The sequence below is a fragment of the Sphingobium sp. B7D2B genome, from assembly GCF_025961895.1.
Classification (GTDB): Bacteria; Pseudomonadota; Alphaproteobacteria; order Sphingomonadales; family Sphingomonadaceae; genus Sphingobium.
The window spans coordinates 2,563,937-2,584,258 of record NZ_JAOQOM010000001.1; the positions used below are offsets into that span (position 1 = coordinate 2,563,937).

Annotated in this window: 11 protein-coding genes; 3 read left to right on the forward strand and 8 right to left on the reverse strand. The window is 64.9% G+C overall.

Going from position 1 to position 20,322, the window contains the following annotated elements:
- Positions 1 to 6: 6 nt before the first annotated feature.
- From M2341_RS11890 to M2341_RS11900, 3 genes are read right to left on the reverse strand one after another with little or no spacing between them, the layout of a single operon-like run.
- The gene (locus M2341_RS11890) at positions 7 to 666 is read right to left on the reverse strand and encodes an RraA family protein (RefSeq protein ID WP_264578543.1); all 660 of its coding nucleotides are present in this window, start codon (positions 664 to 666) and stop codon (positions 7 to 9) included.
- The gene (locus tag M2341_RS11895; RefSeq protein WP_264585380.1) at positions 663 to 1,337 is read right to left on the reverse strand and encodes an RraA family protein; all 675 of its coding nucleotides are present in this window, start codon (positions 1,335 to 1,337) and stop codon (positions 663 to 665) included. The genes M2341_RS11890 and M2341_RS11895 overlap by 4 nt, the downstream gene beginning before the upstream one ends.
- Complete coding sequence (locus M2341_RS11900; protein WP_264585381.1) at positions 1,334 to 2,344, reverse strand: amidohydrolase family protein; 1,011 nt, start codon at positions 2,342 to 2,344, stop codon at positions 1,334 to 1,336. The genes M2341_RS11895 and M2341_RS11900 overlap by 4 nt, the downstream gene beginning before the upstream one ends.
- A gap of 234 nt (positions 2,345 to 2,578) precedes the next feature.
- Between M2341_RS11900 and M2341_RS11905 the strand changes: the two genes are divergently transcribed.
- Entirely contained in the window at positions 2,579 to 3,247 is a 669-nt protein-coding gene (locus tag M2341_RS11905) for a GntR family transcriptional regulator (protein ID WP_181560131.1), read from the forward strand.
- A 39-nt stretch (positions 3,248 to 3,286) separates the two neighbouring features.
- Here the strand turns inward: M2341_RS11905 and M2341_RS11910 are convergent, their stop codons facing one another.
- From M2341_RS11910 to M2341_RS11920, 3 genes are all read right to left on the reverse strand, one after another.
- Positions 3,287 to 4,186, reverse strand: coding sequence for a formylglycine-generating enzyme family protein (locus tag M2341_RS11910; protein ID WP_264586037.1), 900 nt, complete (start codon positions 4,184 to 4,186; stop codon positions 3,287 to 3,289).
- A 50-nt stretch (positions 4,187 to 4,236) separates the two neighbouring features.
- A complete protein-coding gene (locus M2341_RS11915) occupies positions 4,237 to 6,333 on the reverse strand; it encodes a PQQ-dependent dehydrogenase, methanol/ethanol family (protein ID WP_264585382.1) in 2,097 nt (698 codons plus the stop codon).
- A 65-nt stretch (positions 6,334 to 6,398) separates the two neighbouring features.
- The gene (locus M2341_RS11920; protein ID WP_181560132.1) at positions 6,399 to 7,100 is read right to left on the reverse strand and encodes a nuclear transport factor 2 family protein; all 702 of its coding nucleotides are present in this window, start codon (positions 7,098 to 7,100) and stop codon (positions 6,399 to 6,401) included.
- Positions 7,101 to 7,242: 142 nt separating this feature from the next.
- Here M2341_RS11920 and M2341_RS11925 point away from each other — a divergent pair, with 142 nt between their 5' ends.
- Entirely contained in the window at positions 7,243 to 8,145 is a 903-nt protein-coding gene (locus M2341_RS11925; RefSeq protein WP_264585383.1) for a LysR family transcriptional regulator, read from the forward strand.
- 105 nt (positions 8,146 to 8,250) lie between these two features.
- Positions 8,251 to 8,436, forward strand: coding sequence for a hypothetical protein (locus tag M2341_RS11930; protein ID WP_181560134.1), 186 nt, complete (start codon positions 8,251 to 8,253; stop codon positions 8,434 to 8,436).
- Positions 8,437 to 8,542: 106 nt separating this feature from the next.
- Here the strand turns inward: M2341_RS11930 and M2341_RS11935 are convergent, their stop codons facing one another.
- Positions 8,543 to 13,951, reverse strand: coding sequence for an autotransporter domain-containing protein (locus M2341_RS11935; protein ID WP_264585384.1), 5,409 nt, complete (start codon positions 13,949 to 13,951; stop codon positions 8,543 to 8,545).
- 266 nt (positions 13,952 to 14,217) lie between these two features.
- Positions 14,218 to 20,274, reverse strand: a complete 6,057-nt coding sequence (locus M2341_RS11940; protein WP_264585385.1) for an autotransporter domain-containing protein — start codon at positions 20,272 to 20,274, stop codon at positions 14,218 to 14,220.
- Between the last annotated feature and the right edge of the window lie 48 nt (positions 20,275 to 20,322).

A 20,322-nucleotide genomic window follows, 5' to 3' on the forward strand; every position in this document is an offset into this window, starting at 1 on the left:
CGACACTCAGCCCTGCACGCGTGTCTGAAGGCTGTGATATTTGAACTGCGCGCGGGCCTCATCGAGGCGCATGCCGGTGCGGCAGGCGGCGCGGATGCTCTCCTCGGCAGCGTGGATTTCCTCGGCGGCGGCGAGGACGGCCTCCTCATGCGCCTGCGGGATGACGATGACGCCATCCGGATCGCCACGCAGGATGTCGCCCGGCGCCACGCGCGCGCCGCCGATGTTGACCGGGCAGTTGGTGACCTCGACCTGCACCCGATCCTTGCCGGTGCGCATCCAGTGGCCCTTGCTGAACACGGGGTAACCCAGCGCGCGGCAGAGTGAGACATCGCGGCTGATGCCGTCGATCACCGTGCCGGCAAGGCCGCGGCGATGCGCGATCTCGGTGAGGATATCGCCCCAGATGGTCGCATCCTCGCGGCCGCCATTGTCGATCACCACGACATGGCCGGGGGGCACGTCATCGATATAATCGCCGACGGTGCCGGGGGGCGTCGAGGCGGGGCCGCAGAGCATGGTGTAGGCGCGGCCGGCCATGCGGAAATCGGGGTCGCGGCCGGCGATCTTATAGCACTGGCCGACGATGCCGAGCCGATCGAGGGCGTCGCTCAAGGTGGCGGTATCGAGCGCGGCGGCGCGGGTGACGTTGCTGTCGTCGGTCATTGATGGTCGCCCTTGAGCATATATTCGTAGTTCGCGCCGAGCACAAAGCTGGCGCTCTCGCCGGTGGCGAGGCGGCGGGTCATCTCGCCCTCGCGGCGGACGATGTCCTCCGCGGCATCGAGCACGCGGGCGATGTCATCCGGCGCGATGAACACGGCGGCGCTGGAATCGCAGATGACGTAGAAACCGGGCTCGACGGTGAAGTCGCCCACGGTGACCGGCACGTCGGTCGCGTCCTCATAGACGCGGTTGCGCGCGGTGCGGGCCGTGTAGCCTCGGCAGAAGACCGGGAAGCCGATCTCGCGAGCTTCATCGACATCGCGGGCCAGGCCTTCGCAGATCACCCCAGCCACGCCCTTATGCTGGGCGCCGCGCGACAGGATGCCGCCCCAGCAGCCGGCATCGATGCCGGTGCGCTGCTCGACCACGATCACATCGTCCGGGCCGCTGGCATCGATGGCCGCAGCGCCCAGATGCACCGGCGGGCGATCGGCGGGCGCGTTGCCGGCCTTGAGCTTCACGGTGTGCACGCGCCCGGCAATGCGGCGGCCCGGCGAGGCCGAGCGCAGGCCCGTCACGCAGCCGGCAAGACCCAGCTTATCCAGCGTGTCCGACACCGCGCAGGCATCCAGCTGGCGCAGCCGCGCGACATGGAGATCGCCCGCGCTCATGCTGGCGGCAAGTCCAGCTTGAAAAGGCGCGCGGCGTTGCCGAACATGATCTGGTCCTTCTCCGCCTGGCTCAGCCAGTCGAAGCCGGTGATGAACGGGGCAATGTCGTCCAGCGTCTTGCCGGTCGCGGGGTCGACCGCAGAGCCGACGCCGGGGCATTCCGCGCCGAACAGGCAATTGTCGGCGCCGACGGTCTTGATCAGCAGCCGCAGCGCTTCCTCCGAGTAAAGCACGGTATCATAATAGATGTGCCGCATCTTATCGAGGAACTCCTCGCCCTTGCGCAGTCCGGACGCCCGGAAGCGGCCGATATGATAGGGGATCGCGCCGCCGCCATGGCTGCAGACGATCTTGAGGCTGGGGAAGTCCTTGAACACATCGCTTTCCAGCAGGCCATAGACGGCCATCGTCTCTTCCAGCAGGAAGTTGAGCGTGTACGGCGCGCGGCGGCTGCGCGACCCGGCGGAGTGGATGTGTGCCGGCACGTCCAGCTCACACAGCTTCTCGTACAGCGGATACCAATAGCGGTCGCCCATCGCCGGCGGCTCGGTGCCGCTGTTCTCATAGGGATCGGGGTTGAGCAGGCAGCCCTTGAAGCCCAGCGTTTTCACACAGCGCTCAAGCTCGGGCAGAACGTTCTCGATCGGCTCGCCGGCGGCTTGCGGCAGACCGCAGATGGGCGCGAAGCGGTCCGGCAGAAGCTGGCACTGCCGCGCGATGATGTTGTTGGTGGCTTCGGTAAACCAGTGGACCAGAAAGCCCGGCTTTTCCGAATGCATCATCTGGAACGGGCGGGGGCTGAGCAGCTGGTAATTGGTGCCGACCCGGTCGAGCATATCGAGATGACCGCAGGGCGCCATCTCCTTCTTGTTGGTGTAGGCGAGAATTTCCTCATCCGTGAGGTCGGGGAACTTCTTGCCGTGCTCGCCGCGATGCGAGAGCAGCATCGACTTGTAGATCCACAGTTCCGCCGGCGCACTCACATGGCCATGACAATCGACAATCATCGCAAAATCCCCACCCGCAGCTGGTTATCAGATCATAGGTATACATTTTTGTATACCTATCCTGAATTTCCGGTCAAGCGGGTGGAGGGTGTTTGTCGGCCAAAAGCCTCGCGCGACCGTGCCGGGATTCCTAGCGCGTGAAAATGTCTACATTTTTGTGAGACACCACGCTAGGGATGCCCGGAACGACCATAATCTCAAGGCCGCTGGCTCTTCGGCCAACCAGGAATGCCCATGATGCAGGAAACAGTGAAATCCGAACGCGGAGTTCCCGCCAAGATCGCCAATGAGCTGCGGCTGCTCATCGCCCGCGGCACGCTGGCACCCGGGATGCGGCTGGGGCAGACCGAACTGGCCGAGCAATTCAATGCCAGCCGCGTGCCGGTGCGCGAGGCGCTCAAGCTGCTCAGTTCCGAAGGCATCATCGAGCACGACCCCAACCGGGGCTTCTTCGTCACGCGGCTTTCCCGCGATGAGGCCGAGCAATTGTTCGCCCTGCGCCATCTGGTCGAGGACGAATTGCTCAAATCCGTCGACTGGCCGGACGCCGAAGAGCTTGCCGAACTCGAACGCCGCGAACAGCGCCTCGAAGAGCTGCTCGACGAAGGCGACCGCACGAGCTGGTGGAACGAGCATCGCGAATTCCACACGATGATTTTCAACCTCTCCCCCAAGAAGACCATCGTGCGCGAGGCCATCCGCCTGTGGGCATTGACCGATCGCTACCGCGCTCTCCTGCCGCTGCCGCGCCGGAACAGCGAAGAGCGCAAGGTGGTGGACAAGCGCGAACTGCTGAACGCCATCCGTCAGCAGGACAGCAAGAAGCTGCTCGCCGCCCGCCGCACCCGCCGCGAATCCTTTGAGCGAATGCTGCTGGAAACGCTGGAAGCACGCGGGCTCTAAAGCCAGCCACCTGCCACGCTCAGCTCTAGCGGGCGATCCTCACGCGTCGCGGGCGCAGCGAAACCCGATATGCGATGTGGAGGTATCCACCGTCTGCGGATAGCGCGCGGCGGGGCGATAGCGCTGGCAATAATTGGGGGCGCACAGATGCGATCCGCCCTTGAGCACGCGGCGGGGAAAGCCGCTATAGGGATCACGGCTGGCATCCTCGCTGGCGCCCCGCGGATTATGCGGCGCGCAACAGGGCTTGGTCGGCGCGTCGTACCGATCGACATACCAGTCGCTCGTCCACTCCCACACATTGCCGATCATGTCCCAGAGGCCATAGCCATTGGCCGCATAGCTGCGCACCGGCGATGTACGCAGATAGCCGTCCGAAAGATCATTCTGGTGCGGGAAATCGCCCTGCCAGGTGTTAGCCAGCATGGCCCCGCCGGGGTGCAGTTCATCGCCCCAGGCGAAGGCCTTGCGATCCAGCCCGCCCCGCGCGGCGAATTCCCATTCCGCTTCCGTCGGCAGCCGCTTGCCCGCCCAGGCCGCATAGGCCTCCGCATCGGCACAGGCGATGTGGACAACGGGATGATCCGCGAGCCCGTCGATGGAACTCTCCGGCCCCCAAGGGTGGCGCCAGTCTGTCCCGAACGAGAATGTCCACCACCCCATTGGATCGTGCAGCGGCACGGGGGTCGGCGGCGGCGTGAACAGGGATGAGCCGGCCTTCAGCATCGCGGGATCGGCACCGGGATAATCGGCCGCATCGGGCACCGTTTCGGCCACCGTCACATGGCCGGTCGCTTCCACGAACCGCGCGAACTGCGCATTGGTGACCGGCGTTTCATCGATCCAGAAAGCATCGACCGAGGCCGGATGCGCGGGGCCCTCATCGGGATAATGGTCGTCCGACCCCATCCAGAACTGCCCGCCCGCCACACGGATCATGCCGTCCTTCATCTCTGGCGCACTCATCATGCCACCCTGCGCCTGATCGGTCATCGCGTCTGCTTGCGTCCTTCCTGCGCCTCGATCCGTCGGTCCTCGAGACTGCGGCGGACGAGATAAGCGTCAATGGCGTCGACCTGTGCCGGCGTGAGCTGGCCTGCGAAGCTGGGCATGCCCATCTCCGCCAGCGCGCCGCCCAGAACGACCTGCGAAAAACCCTTCGTGCCGAGCAATCCCGTCCGGCGCAAGTCCGGATAGGCGCCGGCGCTCACCGCCCCGCTGCCATGACAGCGCAGGCAGAAGCGGCCGAACAGCCCGTCGCCCTGCGCGATTTGGGCCGGCGTCCCCTTGTCCACCACATCGGGGAACGGCAGCGGCTCGGCCGGTGTGAAGGCAGGCAGCTTCGCCGCCCCATCCAGTTTGAACACCAGCAGCCGGTTGGGGCCGATGGTCTTGCCGGCCTTGAGCGCCATCACCCCGCCGGTGAGTGGCCAGCCGCCGCCCCAGCCGGCCATGACCGCGATATATTGCACCCCGTCCAGCCGATAGCTGATCGGCGGGGCGACGATGCCGGTCTGCGCCTCGAACGACCAGAGCCGCTTGCCGCTCTCGTCATCATAGGCGACCAGCCGCCCCTGCGCGTTGCCGGCAAAGACGAGGCCGCCCGCCGTGGCGAGCACGCCGCCATTGAAGGGTGCCGCTTCCTCGCTTGTCCAGCGCGGTTTGCGGGCAATCGGGTCCCAGGCGATCAGCCGCGCCTTCATGCTGTCGTACAGCGCCTTGCGGTCCGCCGCGCTCATCGCGCCACCGCCGCTCATCGCCACACCCGACGTGTAGGCGCCGATCACCTGCGCCTCCTGCGGGTTGGGGCCGAACGGCATGCCGACGTCCTGCGCCGGAATATAGACCAGCCCCGTGCGGGAACTGAAGGCCATCGGTGGCCAGTTATGCCCGCCGCCTGAGCTCGGGAATTGGAAATGCGGCTTGCCGGTGCGGTAATAGCGTGCTTCCGGCACGATGTCCGGACGGCCAGTCTTGGGATCGATGCTCTTCGCCCAATTCTGCGGCACATAAGCGGTGGCATTCAGGAACTCGCCGGTCGCGCGGTCGAGGATATAGAAGAAGCCGTTCTTGGGCGCCTGCATCAGCACCTTGCGCGGCCTGCCGTCGATCTCCATGTCCGCCAGCACGATATTCTGGGTTGCGGTATAATCCCAGGCATCGCCCGGAACCTGCTGGAAATGCCAGACATAGTCGCCGGTCGAGGCGCGCAGCGCGACGATGGAGGACAAGAAGAGATTGTCCCCCTTCCCGTCCGAGCGCATCTGATGATTCCACGGCGAGCCATTGCCCGTGCCGATGTAGATGAGGTCCAGCGCGGGATCATATTCGATCGCATCCCACACCGTGCCGCCACCGCCATAGCGCCACCATTGCCCTGCCCAGCTTCCCTGCGCCTTGGCCAGCACCGCGTCGGACGCGGCACTGTCCTTCGTACCCGGCTTCCCGGGGACGGTGTAGAAGCGCCAGGCCAGCTCACCAGTCGCGGCATCATAGGCACTCACATAGCCGCGCACGCCGAACTCGGCGCCGCCATTGCCGATGACGACATTGCCCTTGATGACGCGCGGCGCCCCGGTGATCGTGTAATTCACCGCAAAGGGGCCGGACGGGTCGATCGTCTGCGTTTCCCAGACCGGCTTGCCGCTTTTGGCATCCAGCGCGATCAGCCGCCCATCGAGCGCGCCGACATACACCCGGCCCTGCGCCACCGCGACACCGCGCGAGACCGGCCCGCAGCATGAACGCGCAGATGCCGCGCGGACTTCTGGATCGTAGGTCCACAGGCCCTTGCCGGTGCGGGCATCGATGGCGGAGACGACATCATAAGCGCTGACCACATAGAGCACGCCATCAACCATGATCGGCGTCGCTTCCTGCCCGCGATCCGTCTCCAGATCGAAGGACCAAGCCAGGCCCAGCCGTGACACGGTCTCGCGATCGATCTGATCCAGTTCGGCAAAGCGCTGCGCCGTCTCGGTGCGACCATGCAGCGGCCACTCGACATCGCCGCCGGCCTGACCACCGTCTGCGGCATCGCGGCAGGCGGAAGGGAGGACAAGCAGCAGCGCGGTCAGCGCCATCATGCGCCTGAACATCAAACCCACGATTAAAATTCCCTCTCCCTCGACCCACTGCCACCCGTCGGCCGCTATGCGGTCCGTTCCGCATCCGCCAGCGCCCGGCCGAGCACGGGATGCGCGAAGTGCATCGCCAGTTCCTGCCGATAAGGCCATGTCTGCCGCTGATTGTCGACCAGTTCATCCGGGCCGAGCGGGTCTTCCGGGAAGGTCTTCGTCAGCGGCTGGAGATGCGCGATGGTCTTGTACCAGCCGGCATCATAATCCGCCTGCCATTGCACGACATAATCGAGCCGCTTGATCTTCCAGACGCCGTCCTCGCGCACATAATCATTCTCGTACATGCCGGCTTCGTAGAACTGGTCGGGCAGGCCCTCCGGGCGATAGTCGCGGCTCTCATGATTGCCGCCGAGCAGCAGCGCGCGAAACCGGCCCTTGGCGGTGCGGCGATCCGGCGCGACGGTGATGATGTCCTGCATCTGGAAATGATCGAGCAGGAAGCCATAGACTGGGCCGGGGCGCCCTTGCGTGAAGAACTGGCGAAACCAGTCGCCATAGAGCCGCCGCGCACCCACCTTGCCGCGATAGATACCGGAGAGAAAGATGATCTCGGCATCGTCGGAGAACAGCTCGGCCAGCTCGTCCGAACGGTTATAATCGGTATAATAGCCATAGGCATTATGGAGCCGGCGGATCGCATTGAGATCCTCCAGCATCCCGATCCGCTCGGTCAGGGCCTTCACATCGCTGCGCAGCGCTTCGATCTCGCTCATAATCCTGCTCCTGATTGCTCTTTTGCTCTGTGCGGGCCGCCCGGATCATCGCCGAGACGCCTCATTCCCAAGGCATCGGTTGCTCCCGATTGCAAAGCAACGGCCCGGTCCGCTATCAGTTATAAGGGAGGGGCTATCGCTTATGGCATTCACGATCCGGCAATTGGAGATTTTCGTCGAAGCGGCGAAGGACGAGAATTTCCGTATCACGGCCGATCGGCTGGGGATCAGCCAGCCCTCGATCAGCAATCATATCAAGGCGCTGGAGCAGAAAGCCGGCGCTCGCTTGTTCGATCGTCAGCGCGGATCGACAGCGCGCCTCTCCCCTCTGGGCCGCGATTTGCTGGATCAGGCGCGGTTGCTGCTGCGTGAGGCGAACAAGGTTCAGTTGGGCGCCACGGCCGGCAGTGCGCAGAGCTATGTGCTGCGGGTCGCCGCCGGCCCTTATCTTATCGATCAATGGATCAGGCCGTGTCTGCCGGATTATTATGCGCGCGGCCAGGTGCCGAATGTGGAGCTGATCCTCTCCGCGCCGGGCGAAGAAATGCTCTCCATGCTCCGCAGCGGCAAGGTGGACGTCGCCTTCTTCACCGGCCGGCCACCGGTCGCCCCGGATCTCACCATCGAGACACTCCGGCGCGTGACCAGCAGCCTCTTCGGAACGTCCGCGCTGGTCGGGGCGGTGGGGAGCGATCCTGTCAGGATCAGCGCCGCCCCGATGATCATGATGCCGGACAACACACCGCATAACGACTGGCTGATCAACGCGCTGGCCGATGCGTGCATCTACCCTTCCAATGTCGTCGCGCGACCGCAATTCACCGATGTCGCGATGGGGCTGGCGCTCAATGGGACGGGCCTTGCCATGCTGTTCGATGAGGAAGCCGCACCTGCCACCACGCGCGGACAACTCCATCGCGTCCCGGTCGATTTCGAGCCGGGCTATCGCCTGATGCTCTCGCGCAAGGGGTTCGACGATGCCCGCGGGCGTCTGGCCATCGATCATCTCCGGCGCACGCTGCAGGCCGGACGCGCCGCCAACTGAGGGTACCGACAGACGCCTGTCCTCTTCACTCCGGCGCATCTCAATGGCGCGGCACGGAACGCTCCGCGCTCTTGCTCATTGTGCTAGCGATCAAGGAGACCGCACATGATGAAAACTTTGCTCGCCGGCGCGGCGATTGGTTATTTCGGCAAGAAGCTCTACGATGAAGGCAAGCTCGATCCCTATATCGCGCGCGCCAAAAGCACGCTCGCCGAGCTTTCCCCAGAACAGGCGGACACGCGCGCCCCGCGCGGCGTGGGTCAGGACGAACAGCCCAATATGGCATTCTGAACGGGGTCGCGGGCGCGAGCTGGCTACCACCTTCGAATGAGAGGCACGAAAAAAGGGGCGCGGTCATTCCGCGCCCCTTTCGTTTTCAGCTTAGACGCGTCTGAGATCAGAAGCTGTAGCTAAAGCCGATCTTGACGCCGTGGTCCTTCCACTGGTCGCCGATGTTGCCCACGTAGGTGGCGCCGATGGAGCCGCCGGGCATGATGTTGGCCTGAACGCCGCCCTCGAGACGCAGGGTATCGCGCGTCGTGGGCAGGCCCGCGACCGAGAAGGCCTCACCGGTCGAGAGGATGTTGCGGCTGGTCGCATCGACATCGCCGAAGCTGCGCAGCCAGGCTGCCGAGACGCGCGGGCTGAGCACCGTGGTGGCGCTGACCGGCACTGCCCCGCCCAGACGCAGACCCAAGGTGGTGTAGGTCACATCGCGGGTGCTGTCCGTGACGCCCAGCGCGGTCAGGGCGCTGCCCGTCTCGGTGAAGGCATCGCTCTTGAGATGGACATGGGTCACGCCGGCAAAGGGCTCGGCCGTCACAGCGCCCAGCGGGAGAGCATAGCTCACCTCACCGAAGGCAGAGGCGCTCCTGGCATCATAATCGCCTGCCAGCGCATCATTGACGCCCAGGAACGCCACCTTGCGCGTCCCGTTGACATCCAGCCAGCTATAGGAGGCACCGATCCGGGCGCGCAGGGCGCCCCAGCCACCGCCGGCATAGACCAGCGCGCTGTTGCCGTTGACGGTCGCCTCACTGCTGCGCCCGTCGACCCGCACCTTGTTCTGCTCATGCGCGAAGGCCACGCCCAGACGCCAGCCACCCAGGCCCGTATCGATACCGGTGATGAAGCCGAAGGTGCTCTGCGTCGCCTTGATCGCATTGCCATTGCTCTTGAGCGTGCTCCACGCACCAATGCCCTGGCCCCAGACCGCCGTGCTGCCATCACGCAGCGTGCGGGCCGAGGAGCCGGCACCGGCCAGCGTGCGGCTGACGACATCGGCCTGCTCCATGCGGCCGATCACCATATCGCCGAGACGGCGAGTGCCGTCCACCATCAGCGTGCCCGTGGTCGCCCACAGCTCGCCCGAGAGCGCATCGAACGCGCGGACGGCGCCGGCTTCCTCGAGCTGCCCCGCCACCGCGCGGGACAGGCTGGCATTGTCATCGCTGGCATCCAGCGCGAGCGCCACGGCCAACTGGTTGGGCGTCACCGCCACGCTCTCGAAGCTGCGATTGTTGCGCGTCAGCACCAGCCTGACATTATTGGCGTCATAGCTCAGCTCCGGTGTCAAGAACGGCAGATCGACATCGGTGGCCGCAAACTGCCCGGTCACCCCGCCCGCGGCCGTGATGATCGTGTACTCATTGCTGAAGCGATAATTGCCTGCAGCCGCCAGCACCGAAACCGTGCCGCCCTGGATGGTCGCCGTACCGCCGACGATCAGCTTGTCGCTCTCGCCCTCGGCATTGACCTCCACCTCATAGGTCGAGCCCGCCTGGAACACGACATTGCCCGCTGCGGTGAGCGTGCCGATCGAGTTGCCCGGCAGCAGCGTGCCGCCATTGCCGACCACGATATTGTTCACCTGCCCGCGACCGCCCAGGGCCGCATCGCTGCCGACCGTGATCGTGCCGCCCATCGAGCCGTTCACCCGCGTCACGATGCCCTCGAGGTTGAGCGCACCGGTGAACGAGCCAAAGCTCTCGCCGGTCAGGTTGATGCTGACGGGCGCGCTGGACGGACCGTTCAGCGCAATCGTTCCGCTGCCGCTGAAGCTGCCGCCGAACAGCGTGTTGCTGCTCTGGTTGACGGTCAGCGTGCTCGTGCCCAGGCTCACCGTCCCGCCCGCGCCGCTCAGGCCCGCAACGGTCTGGTCGGTGCCACTGAGGTCAAACTCGCCATCGTCCACGACCAGATCGGTCGCGCTGTCGAGCTGCGCCAGCAGCCGCACCCGGCCCGCCTGCACCACCGTCGACCCGGTATAACCATAGTCGCCCGAGAGCAGCAGCGTGCCCTCGCCCTGCTTGATCAGGCCACCATTGCCGGACAGCGCGCCGGTATAGTCATAGTCGCCAATCTGGTTGAAGATCAGCGTGCCATTGTTGGTGGCATCGGCCAGCAGATCGCCATTCTTCAAGCCATTGCCCACCTGCAGCGTACCTGCGGTGTCGATCAGCAAAGTGCCGCCCAGCTTGCCCGTCAGCAGCACCGTGCCGCCATCGATGGTCGCATCGCCCGCAAAACCGCTGCTGTCACCCGAGAAGGTGATCGTGCCCGTGCCCGTTTTCAGCACTGTGCCCGTGCCGCTCAGCCTGCCCTTGTAGCTGGTGGTCGCGGGGTTGGCGAACACCAGCTCGCCCTGTTCGGCGACATTGACATTGTTGCTGATCGTCCCAACAAACAGGGCCGTACCCTGCTGCACGTCAAGCTGGACGCCGCTCATCGAGCCGCCGAAGGTCACTCTATTATCGCCGGTCTTGATCACCGTGCCTTGGCCGGAAATCTGGCCGAGATAGCTCACATCGTCCGCACGATCGAACAGCAGCGTGCCGTAATTGGTGACATTGGCAGTGATCGAGCCGGTCGTGCCGCCGTTGCCGAGGTTGACCGTGGCGCCGTTGCTGATCCCCAGACCGCCTTCGAAATCGCTGGCGTTGGTCAGGGTGAGCGTGCCGGCAGACACGTTCAAACCGCCCGTTCCGGTGATCCGTCCGGAAAAGACCTGCGAGGCATTGGCCAGCATCAACCCCGCATCACCGACGATCACCGTTCCGCTGCCGCCAAGATCCTTGATCTGTGCGCTGGCTGCACTGGTCAGGTCGAAGGTACCATTGACCGTTACGGAACTCGATTGGTTCACCCGGCCCTGATTGGAGAGGGCCAGTGTGGCATCGGCATCAATCGTCGTGGCGCCCGTGAAGGTATTCATCCCGCTCAGGGTGATCACCCCGCCCGCCACGGTCAGATCGCCCGTGCCGGAAATGACCCGGTTGTGATGAAGCGCATCGGAGCGATCGAACACCAGCAGACCGTTGTTCACAAGGTCGCCGTCGAAGGAGCCACTGGTGCCGCCATTGCCGATCTGCAGCGTGCCGTCCTGCCCTATGATCGTGCTTGCGGCACTCGTCGTGTTGGCCAGCACCAGCAGGCCGCTGTCCACATTTAACGAGCCAGAATAATTGCTGCTGTCACCAGACAGGATCGTCGTACCGGCAAGCACATCGACCACGCCGCTGCCCGACAGGCCTGCAGCCAGCACATAATCCGTGCCGGTGTGGTTCAGAACCAGCTTGCCCGCCCCGGCACCGAACTGAATGCCGTTGACGGCATCGATCACGCCGGCCGCCTGGGCCGCATTGCCTGCCGCCGCGCCAATGTTCAGCGTGCCCGTCGAACCGGCCTCATAAGCCAGCGTGATGCCGCGATTGCCGTCAGACTTGAGGGTCGCGCCATCGGAGACGGTGACGACGCCGCTGCTCCCGGCATATGTGCCGACCATGACGTAAGACGTGCCTCGCGCGAGCGTGCCTTCACCGCTGATGTTCAAAGTGCCCTGGCTGCCATCCACGAAGCCGACAATCAGCTTATCGCCGCCCAGCAGCGCCTCGGCCGTCACGGTGGCCGTGCCTGATCCATAGCTGCCGATAGTCATGTTCCGGTCGGTCGTTACGCTGGACCCGCTGCCTGAGACTGTCATCTGACCGTTGCCGTTGGCGCTTGCGCCAAGTCTCACATCCGCATCGCTGCCGGAGGCGGCAATCGTCGCGCCATCTGTCACGGTGAGGATGCCTTCGCCGCTGGTGCCGATCCCCAAGCCGCTTGCACCGATTTCCCAGCGCGTTCCCACGCCGCTGAGGGTGCCGGTGCCGAGCGATCCGGCATTCACGCCGAAACTCCCGCTGGTGGATTGCATCGTCGCGCCGCTGGACAGGATGAGCGTGCCCTGGCCGCTCCCGCCAAACTGCAGGGAGCCGCTCTGCAGATGGCTATTTTCACCCGAAACGGTGATGGAGCCGACACTGCCCTCGACCGCACCGACGGACGTGGAGGTGTTAACCACGACGGTACCGCCATTCTCGATCGCCACGCTGCCGTCGCCATAATAGCCGACCGTCAGGAATTCGGTCGTGACCGTCGACCCCGTTCCCGTGACGAGCAGCGAACCGCTCTCATCTTCCATGCCCGGCATTGCCGAATTCGTGCTGTTGCTGACGATGATGTTGGGGGCGTTGAAGGTGCCGCCATTCACCACGGTCAGCGACGCCCCGTCGAGCCCGCCCAGGAAGACGATGTTCCCGCTCGTCGTACTGCCATCGATGACCGTCGCGCCGCCGGTGAGCATCATGTTGCCAGCAAAAGCGCTATTGTCGCCCGTGAGGGTCAACGCTCCGCTGCCGGTCTTGATCACAGAGCCCGAGCCTGAAATCGCACTGGAGAGCGTGTAATTCTCAGACTGGGCGAATTCGAGTTTCGTGGCACTGGTCGCAACGACGATACCACCGTTCAGCGTGGCGCCGCTGGCGAGTGTCAGCCTGTTGGTACCGCCCGTGAAGTTAAGGGCCGCAGCCCGCTCGCCATTGCCACCAAGGCCGCCGGATACGGAACCGCCAGTCCCGATGGAAAGAGCAAGGTTCTCGCCTTGAATGCCTGCGCCGCCCGCACCGTTGGTGAACATCCCGGCCCCGCCGGCGCCGCCTGTCACCGCTGTGTCGATCGTGAGGGTGGTGAGGCCGCTCATGTTCTCGATCAGGATGCCAAAGCCCCCGGCCCCGCCGAAGTTGCCGCCTTGGGCATCACCGCCCGTGATGCTACCGCCGGAGATCGAAACAGTGCTGCTCCCGGTACCGCCGGTGAGCACAAGGGCAGAGCCGCCATTGCCGCCAAAGGACTGCCCTTCGCGGCTCCCGCCGCCCGCGCCGCCGGTCAATATGCTGTCTGTAATGCTGATGGCCGTATTGCCGGCCGGCTGATCGATAACCAGACCGCTGCCACCATTGCCGCCGACGCCAGCCCAGCCATAGGCGCCGCCTGCGCCGCCGGTGGCACTGACGGTGATTGCGTCGTAAGAGTCGTTAAGACCGGTGACGACCGCGCCAAAACCGCCGCCACCGCCGCCGCCGCCATATCCGGCAATTCCAGCAAGGCCGCCATTACCGCCATTGCCGCCGGTGAGCGTCCCAGATGTCGGCAGATCTGTGATGAGTCCGACAAAGCCATGCGCGCCGCCGCCACCGCCGCCGCCTGAACTGTTGGCCCCGCCGTCGGAGCCATCCGATCCCGCCTCACCGGGCGCCCCCCCTCCCGTCCCGGCAAAGCCGGGGTTGGGACCAGCACCCGCACCGCCATTGCCCCCTGTGATGCCACTGCCGCCGCCCGCGCCGCCAGAGAGATAGCTCGGATCTGTGCCGACCCCGTCCGTGCCCTCACCGCCCGTGAAGGTGGTGCTGGCGCTCCCGCCAACGCTCGTGAAGCTGTTATCGCCCCCCGCACCACCGGTGCCATCCGCGGCGTAGGCGGGCATAGCTCCCACTGCGGCAAGGAACGTCGCGGCCACAGAACAGCGCAGAACAGATTTGAAGGACATAAGACGAATGTCAGCAAGCGGCTGAGCTTCAACGCGGTCAAACTTGTTATAAAAACCCTGCATTCTCAATATCCTTACGGCCATTTATTGGCCTCTGCTCGTGTCGTTTGAGGGGGCTGCCTCGGTCATCGCGAGACTGCTGTGTGGAATTCGGTCAAGAGAGGCGCAGCCGCAGCCGCGCCTCCCGGAGCATCCGTCTGAGATCAGAAGCTGTAGCTAAAGCCGATCTTGACGCCGTGGTCCTTCCACTGGTCGCCGATGTTGCCCACGTAGGTGGCGCCGATGGAGCCGCCGGGCATGATGTTGGCCTGAACGCCGCCCTCGAGACGCAGGGTATCGCGGGTCGTGGGCAGGCCCGCGACCGAGAAGGCCTCACCGGTCGAGAGGATGTTGCGGCTGGTCGCATCGACATCGCCGAAGCTGCGCAGCCAGGCTGCCGAGACGCGCGGGCTGAGCACCGTGGTGGCGCTGACCGGCACTGCCCCGCCCAGACGCAGACCCAAGGTGGTGTAGGTCACATCGCGGGTGCTGTCCGTGACGCCCAGCGCGGTCAGGGCGCTGCCCGTCTCGGTGAAGGCATCGCTCTTGAGATGGACATGGGTCACGCCGGCAAAGGGCTCGGCCGTCACAGCGCCCAGCGGGAGAGCATAGCTCACCTCACCGAAGGCAGAGGCGCTCCTGGCATCATAATCGCCTGCCAGCGCATCATTGACGCCCAGGAACGCCACCTTGCGCGTCCCGTTGACATCCAGCCAGCTATAGGAGGCACCGATCCGGGCGCGCAGGGCGCCCCAGCCACCGCCGGCATAGACCAGCGCGCTGTTGCCGTTGACGGTCGCCTCACTGCTGCGCCCGTCGACCCGCACCTTGTTCTGCTCATGCGCGAAGGCCACGCCCAGACGCCAGCCACCCAGGCCCGTATCGATACCGGTGATGAAGCCGAAGGTGCTCTGCGTCGCCTTGATCGCATTGCCATTGCTCTTGAGCGTGCTCCACGCACCAATGCCCTGGCCCCAGACCGCCGTGCTGCCATCACGCAGCGTGCGGGCCGAGGAGCCGGCACCGGCCAGCGTGCGGCTGACGACATCGGCCTGCTCCATGCGGCCGATCACCATATCGCCGAGACGGCGAGTGCCGTCCACCATCAGCGTGCCCGTGGTCGCCCACAGCTCGCCCGAGAGCGCATCGAACGCGCGGACGGCGCCGGCTTCCTCGAGCTGCCCCGCCACCGCGCGGGACAGGCTGGCATTGTCATCGCTGGCATCCAGCGCGAGCGCCACGGCCAACTGGTTGGGCGTCACCGCCACGCTCTCGAAGCTGCGATTGTTGCGCGTCAGCACCAGCCTGACATTATTGGCGTCATAGCTCAGCTCCGGTGTCAAGAACGGCAGATCGACATCGGTGGCCGCAAACTGCCCGGTCACCCCGCCCGCGGCCGTGATGATCGTGTACTCATTGCTGAAGCGATAATTGCCTGCAGCCGCCAGCACCGAAACCGTGCCGCCCTGGATGGTCGCCGTACCGCCGACGATCAGCTTGTCGCTCTCGCCCTCGGCATTGACCTCCACCTCATAGGTCGAGCCCGCCTGGAACACGACATTGCCCGCTGCGGTGAGCGTGCCGATCGAGTTGCCCGGCAGCAGCGTGCCGCCATTGCCGACCACGATATTGTTCACCTGCCCGCGACCGCCCAGGGCCGCATCGCTGCCGACCGTGATCGTGCCGCCCATCGAGCCGTTCACCCGCGTCACGATGCCCTCGAGGTTGAGCGCACCGGTGAACGAGCCAAAGCTCTCGCCGGTCAGGTTGATGCTGACGGGCGCGCTGGACGGACCGTTCAGCGCAATCGTCCCGCTGCCGCTGAAGCTGCCGCCGAACAGCGTGTTGCTGCTCTGGTTGACGGTCAGCGTGCTCGTGCCCAGGCTCACCGTCCCGCCCGCGCCGCTCAGGCCCGCAACGGTCTGGTCGGTGCCACTGAGGTCAAACTCGCCATCGTCCACGACCAGATCGGTCGCGCTGTCGAGCTGCGCCAGCAGCCGCACCCGGCCCGCCTGCACCACCGTCGACCCGGTATAACCATAATCGCCCGAGAGCAGCAGCGTGCCCTCGCCTTGCTTGATCAGGCTGCCGTTGCCCGAAAGAGCGCCCGTGTAATCATAGTCTGCAACCTGATTAAAGATCAGCGTGCCGTCGTTGGTCGTGCTGGCGGTCAGCTCGCCATTGCGGACGCCATCGCCAACCTGCAACGTGCCATTGGCGTTGACGGTCACGGCACCATTCAGCTTGCCCGTGAGCAGCAGCGTCCCGGCATCAACCTTCGTCTGGCCAGCGAACGTGCTGCTATCGCCGGCCAGTACCAACCGGCCCGACCCGGCGTTCACGATCGTGCCGTGCCCAGTAATGCTGCCGCCATAGCTGGACACATCGCTGCGGTTGAACACCAGCGTGCCGTTGGTGTGGACGTCGCCAGCCAGCGTGCCGGCCGTTCCGCCGTTACCGATCTGCAGGGTGCCATCAGCCGCGATCGCGGTCGAGCTGGCATTCATCACGTTGGCCAGCACCAGCTTGCCGCTATTCACGTTCAACGCGCCGGTATAGGCGCTGCCATCGCCGGTTAGCACCGTCGTGCCCGCAAGAACATCGACCACGCCATTCCCCGACAGGCTGGCGGCAAGTGCATAATCGGTCCCGCTGTGGTTCAGGACCAGCTTGCCAGCCCCGGCACCGAACTGAATGCCATTGACGGCATCGATCATACCGGCCGCCTGGGCCGCACTGCCTGCCGCCGCGCCGATGTTCAGCGTGCCGGTGGAGCCGGCGCGATTGCCGATCTTGATCACTTGGGCGCTGAGTTCTGCGCCATCGGCTAGCGTCAGGACACCGGCCCCCTCGGCACCGATATAGAGGCCTTCCTCCGTCCGGATCGCCGAAGATGCGCCGCTTACCGTTACGCTGCCGCTCGAGGCGACATCATTGCCGATGTAGACGCGCACCGCCTCCACCTTGCCGCCGTCCGAGACCTCCAGCGTGCCGCTGCCAAACAGGCCGACATTGATGTAACCCGCCCAGTTCGTCAGGCCATCATTATAGGCGCTCCAAGTCGAGCCAGCGCCGGTCACGATCATGCTCGCCTGCGATCCCGTGAGATTGCCGAGCGTGCCCTGCACCGCGCGCAATGTGCCGCCATTGGAGATCGAGATCGTCGACTGTGCGCCCGCCTCGTTGCCGGCAATGAACAGCCCGCTCATGTCCCAGACCGAGTTGGCACCGCTGATGTTCGCCGCGCCTGTCGAGCCGCTGACGGTGCCCACATAGCCATCCGTGCTGGTGACCCGACCGCCCTGCGCGATGTTGAGCGTTCCTTCGCCGACGTTGCCGACGTAGAGAATGCCGTCATTGGTCCAGGTGCTGCCCGCGCCGCTCACGATGGCCGTGCCCTGACCGGTGGACTCCCAGCCAATGATCGCACCTTGCGAACTCGCCGAGGCGCCATTGCTGACCATGAGCGTGCCCTCGCCAGAGATGCCGATACCGATGCGACCGCTGCCGATCTCAAGCGTGGAGCCTGCTCCATCGACGCTGACGCTGCCGACAGCGGACTGAGCCCCACCGATTCGCAGGGATTCGCCGGTGACGCGGCCGCCCGCCTCTATGGTCAGCGTACCGCTGCTGCCCTCCTGGCTCGCCACATCGATCAGGGCGGCTGCCGACAGCAGGGCGCCGTTGGAAACCGTGGCGGTGCCCGTGCCGCTGTAGCCGACCCGCATGTTGCCGGCGTAGCCGTTACGGGCGAGAACACTGTAGGTCGTGCCTTCGCCGGTCAGCGTCAGCGTTCCGCTCGAACCGGTGTCGACGCCAAGCGCGCTGGTGTAGGACGTGACTTCTGCGCCGCCGGACACCGTCACATTGCCCTGGCCAACGGTGTCGTTGCCGGTGCCGCCGATGTACAGGCTGAGGCCGTTGCGCCACACCGTGTCGGCACCGTCGACGATCATCGTCGCCGTGCCGGACCCGTTTCCGCCGATATAGCTGCCGTCAGCCTCCAGCAAACCACCGTCGGTCACCGAGATGCTGCCCTCATCCGCACTGAACCAGCCATCGGCCGAAACCCAGTCGGCCGGCAGTTCGGAATGCAGCGTACCGACACGGAGCGCCGAACCCTGACCACTGATGCTGACCGAGCCGCCCGCGCCCATGTAAATGCTGCCATTCACAGTCTCGACCGAGCCGCCATTTGTGATGGTCAGCGACCCGGAGGAATTGGGATTGCGACTGATCTCGATGAGGCTTGAGTTGATCCAGCTCGCGCCGCCATCAACGGTAACGCTCCCCGCGGTGCCATTCATGCCAATGGCCGCCGAGACAGAGTTGAGCTGCCCCCCCGCCTTGATATTGAGCGAAGCCAGCTCCGCGCCGCCCACGGTCACCGTGCTGGCGCTGAAGCCGCCCGTGAGGTCAAAGGCGCCGCCGGTGACATCCAGCGCACCGTTGAAGAGAGCGCCATTGCCGGTGAAAGCGAGCGCACCTTCGCCCGCCTTGACGAACCTGCCCTGGCCGACCAACGTGCCGGCGAAGACGGTGTCGCTGCTCTGGTCGAGCACGAGCACGCCGCCATCGGTGGAGACAAGGCCAGCTTCTCCGACAGTGAGCGAGCCCAGGGTCGCCTGATAGGTGGAGCCCCCCACGCCCAGCACGCCCCCTTCAACGACATAGGCCTGACCCACACCGAATGCGTCGCTGCTGGCAGCGTTCAGCGTCCCTTCGCGGACCGTCCAGCCGGTCGTCCCTGTCCCCGTGAGCGTCCAGGTGCCGGTCCCTACCTTCACGAACTCATCGAAATCATAATATTGCGTGCCGACCAATCCGGCGTCGAATGACGCATTGATGGCGCCGCCCAGCGCCAGGGTATTGGTGCCGCTCGCGATATCCGCATCCGCGACGAGGCCGATGATGTTGGAGCCGGCATGCAACTCCAGCGTCACGTCGCCGGCGCCCATCAGAATGGCGTGGCCGAAGGAAGGCGAGGCCTCGATGGTACCGGCGTTGATGATCGTGGTCGCCGCGCTGTTGGTGACGATACCGGTTTCACCCAGGATCGACCCGGAATTGGTGATCTGGACCATGCCGCTAAGTGTGTCTGCATCGACAGCCGCGATCCCGCTCAGCGATTGCAGCGTGCCGGTGTTGCTGATGACCACATCGCCAAGCGGCGTGCGCGCCTGAACTGCGCTTCCGGTTCTGCCGGTGACAATGCCGCTGTTGGTGATGGTGATTTTACCAGAGCGGGGCGCATCCTCGTCGAAGCCGGCGACGGCGAGAATGCCGGTGGTGCCCTCCGCAATGCCTGCGTTGGTGATGGTGATATTGCCGATCTGCGAGGCGCCCTGAATCGCCGGGCCGTTGGCCGAGATAGCCTCACCCTGCTCCTGATTATCGATCACCACTTCGCCGTTCGGCGTCCAGCCGACCAGCGCCTGATTGTTGACCGAAGACACGTAGGCGTTGTTCGTGATTTTCGCCAAACCGTTGTAATTGACGACGCGGATACCCGCCGCCTGAGCCTCCACCTGGCCAGTGTTCGTCACGGTCACCTCGACCGGCTCGGCATCGTTGAAACCGCCGTCGGCGTAGATTCCCCGCTGGGTGAAGTCTGCGGCCCCGTTGGTTTGCTGGACCGTGATGGCCCCGCTATTGGTGATGTTCACCGATCCTGCGTTGGTGGTGGCAGAGATGCCATTGGTTTCCACGCCTGAGACCGTCAGCGCGGCGCCATTCTCGATCACGATGTCGCCCGCGATCTGGTTGCGAACCCAGATGCCACCGTTGCCACCCACGCTGTCAACCGTGACGTCCGGGCCCAAGGTGACCGAAATGTCGTTCCGACCCTGGATATTGGAACTGACGTTTACGCCGCCATTATCAGTGGTGCTGATCGTGGAATTGGTGATGAGCAGCGTCGACGTAATGTCGCCAGAGACTGTATTGTCCCACGTATAATAGCTGACGCCATCGCCCGTGATACTCCACTCGTCCTGTGCGCCGTTCACAGTGAGGCTGGTATCGCCTCCTTCAATACGAGCCTTAACCGACGAGGGTTCGCAGAAAAACAGGGTCACATCGCCCTCAGCCTGGCAAATGCCAGGCTCGGCGTGGGCGGCCGATGCGCCTGCCAACATCCCCGCAATGCCGACGCTGCTGAACAGACCGGCCTTGAGAGCCTGCCGAACGGCGCCGCGCGTTTTGATTGCCTTGCCCTGCATTACGAAATCCCCTCGTGTGGGCCCACCGCCCAGATGATGTGAAGGGCA

Excerpts from the sequence above, each read along its gene's own strand:
- M2341_RS11915 (WP_264585382.1), bottom strand. The coding sequence starts at position 6,333 with ATGATGGCGCTGACCGCGCTGCTGCTTGTCCTCCCTTCCGCCTGCCGC.
- M2341_RS11890 (WP_264578543.1), bottom strand. The coding sequence starts at position 666 with ATGACCGACGACAGCAACGTCACCCGCGCCGCCGCGCTCGATACCGCC.
- M2341_RS11935 (WP_264585384.1), bottom strand. The coding sequence starts at position 13,951 with ATGCCCGCCTACGCCGCGGATGGCACCGGTGGTGCGGGGGGCGATAAC.
- M2341_RS11895 (WP_264585380.1), bottom strand. The coding sequence starts at position 1,337 with ATGAGCGCGGGCGATCTCCATGTCGCGCGGCTGCGCCAGCTGGATGCC.
- M2341_RS11920 (WP_181560132.1), bottom strand. The coding sequence starts at position 7,100 with ATGAGCGAGATCGAAGCGCTGCGCAGCGATGTGAAGGCCCTGACCGAG.
- M2341_RS11900 (WP_264585381.1), bottom strand. The coding sequence starts at position 2,344 with ATGATTGTCGATTGTCATGGCCATGTGAGTGCGCCGGCGGAACTGTGG.
- M2341_RS11910 (WP_264586037.1), bottom strand. The coding sequence starts at position 4,186 with ATGATCCGTGTGGCGGGCGGGCAGTTCTGGATGGGGTCGGACGACCAT.
- M2341_RS11905 (WP_181560131.1), top strand. The coding sequence starts at position 2,579 with ATGATGCAGGAAACAGTGAAATCCGAACGCGGAGTTCCCGCCAAGATC.
- M2341_RS11930 (WP_181560134.1), top strand. The coding sequence starts at position 8,251 with ATGATGAAAACTTTGCTCGCCGGCGCGGCGATTGGTTATTTCGGCAAG.
- M2341_RS11940 (WP_264585385.1), bottom strand. The coding sequence starts at position 20,274 with ATGCAGGGCAAGGCAATCAAAACGCGCGGCGCCGTTCGGCAGGCTCTC.
- M2341_RS11925 (WP_264585383.1), top strand. The coding sequence starts at position 7,243 with ATGGCATTCACGATCCGGCAATTGGAGATTTTCGTCGAAGCGGCGAAG.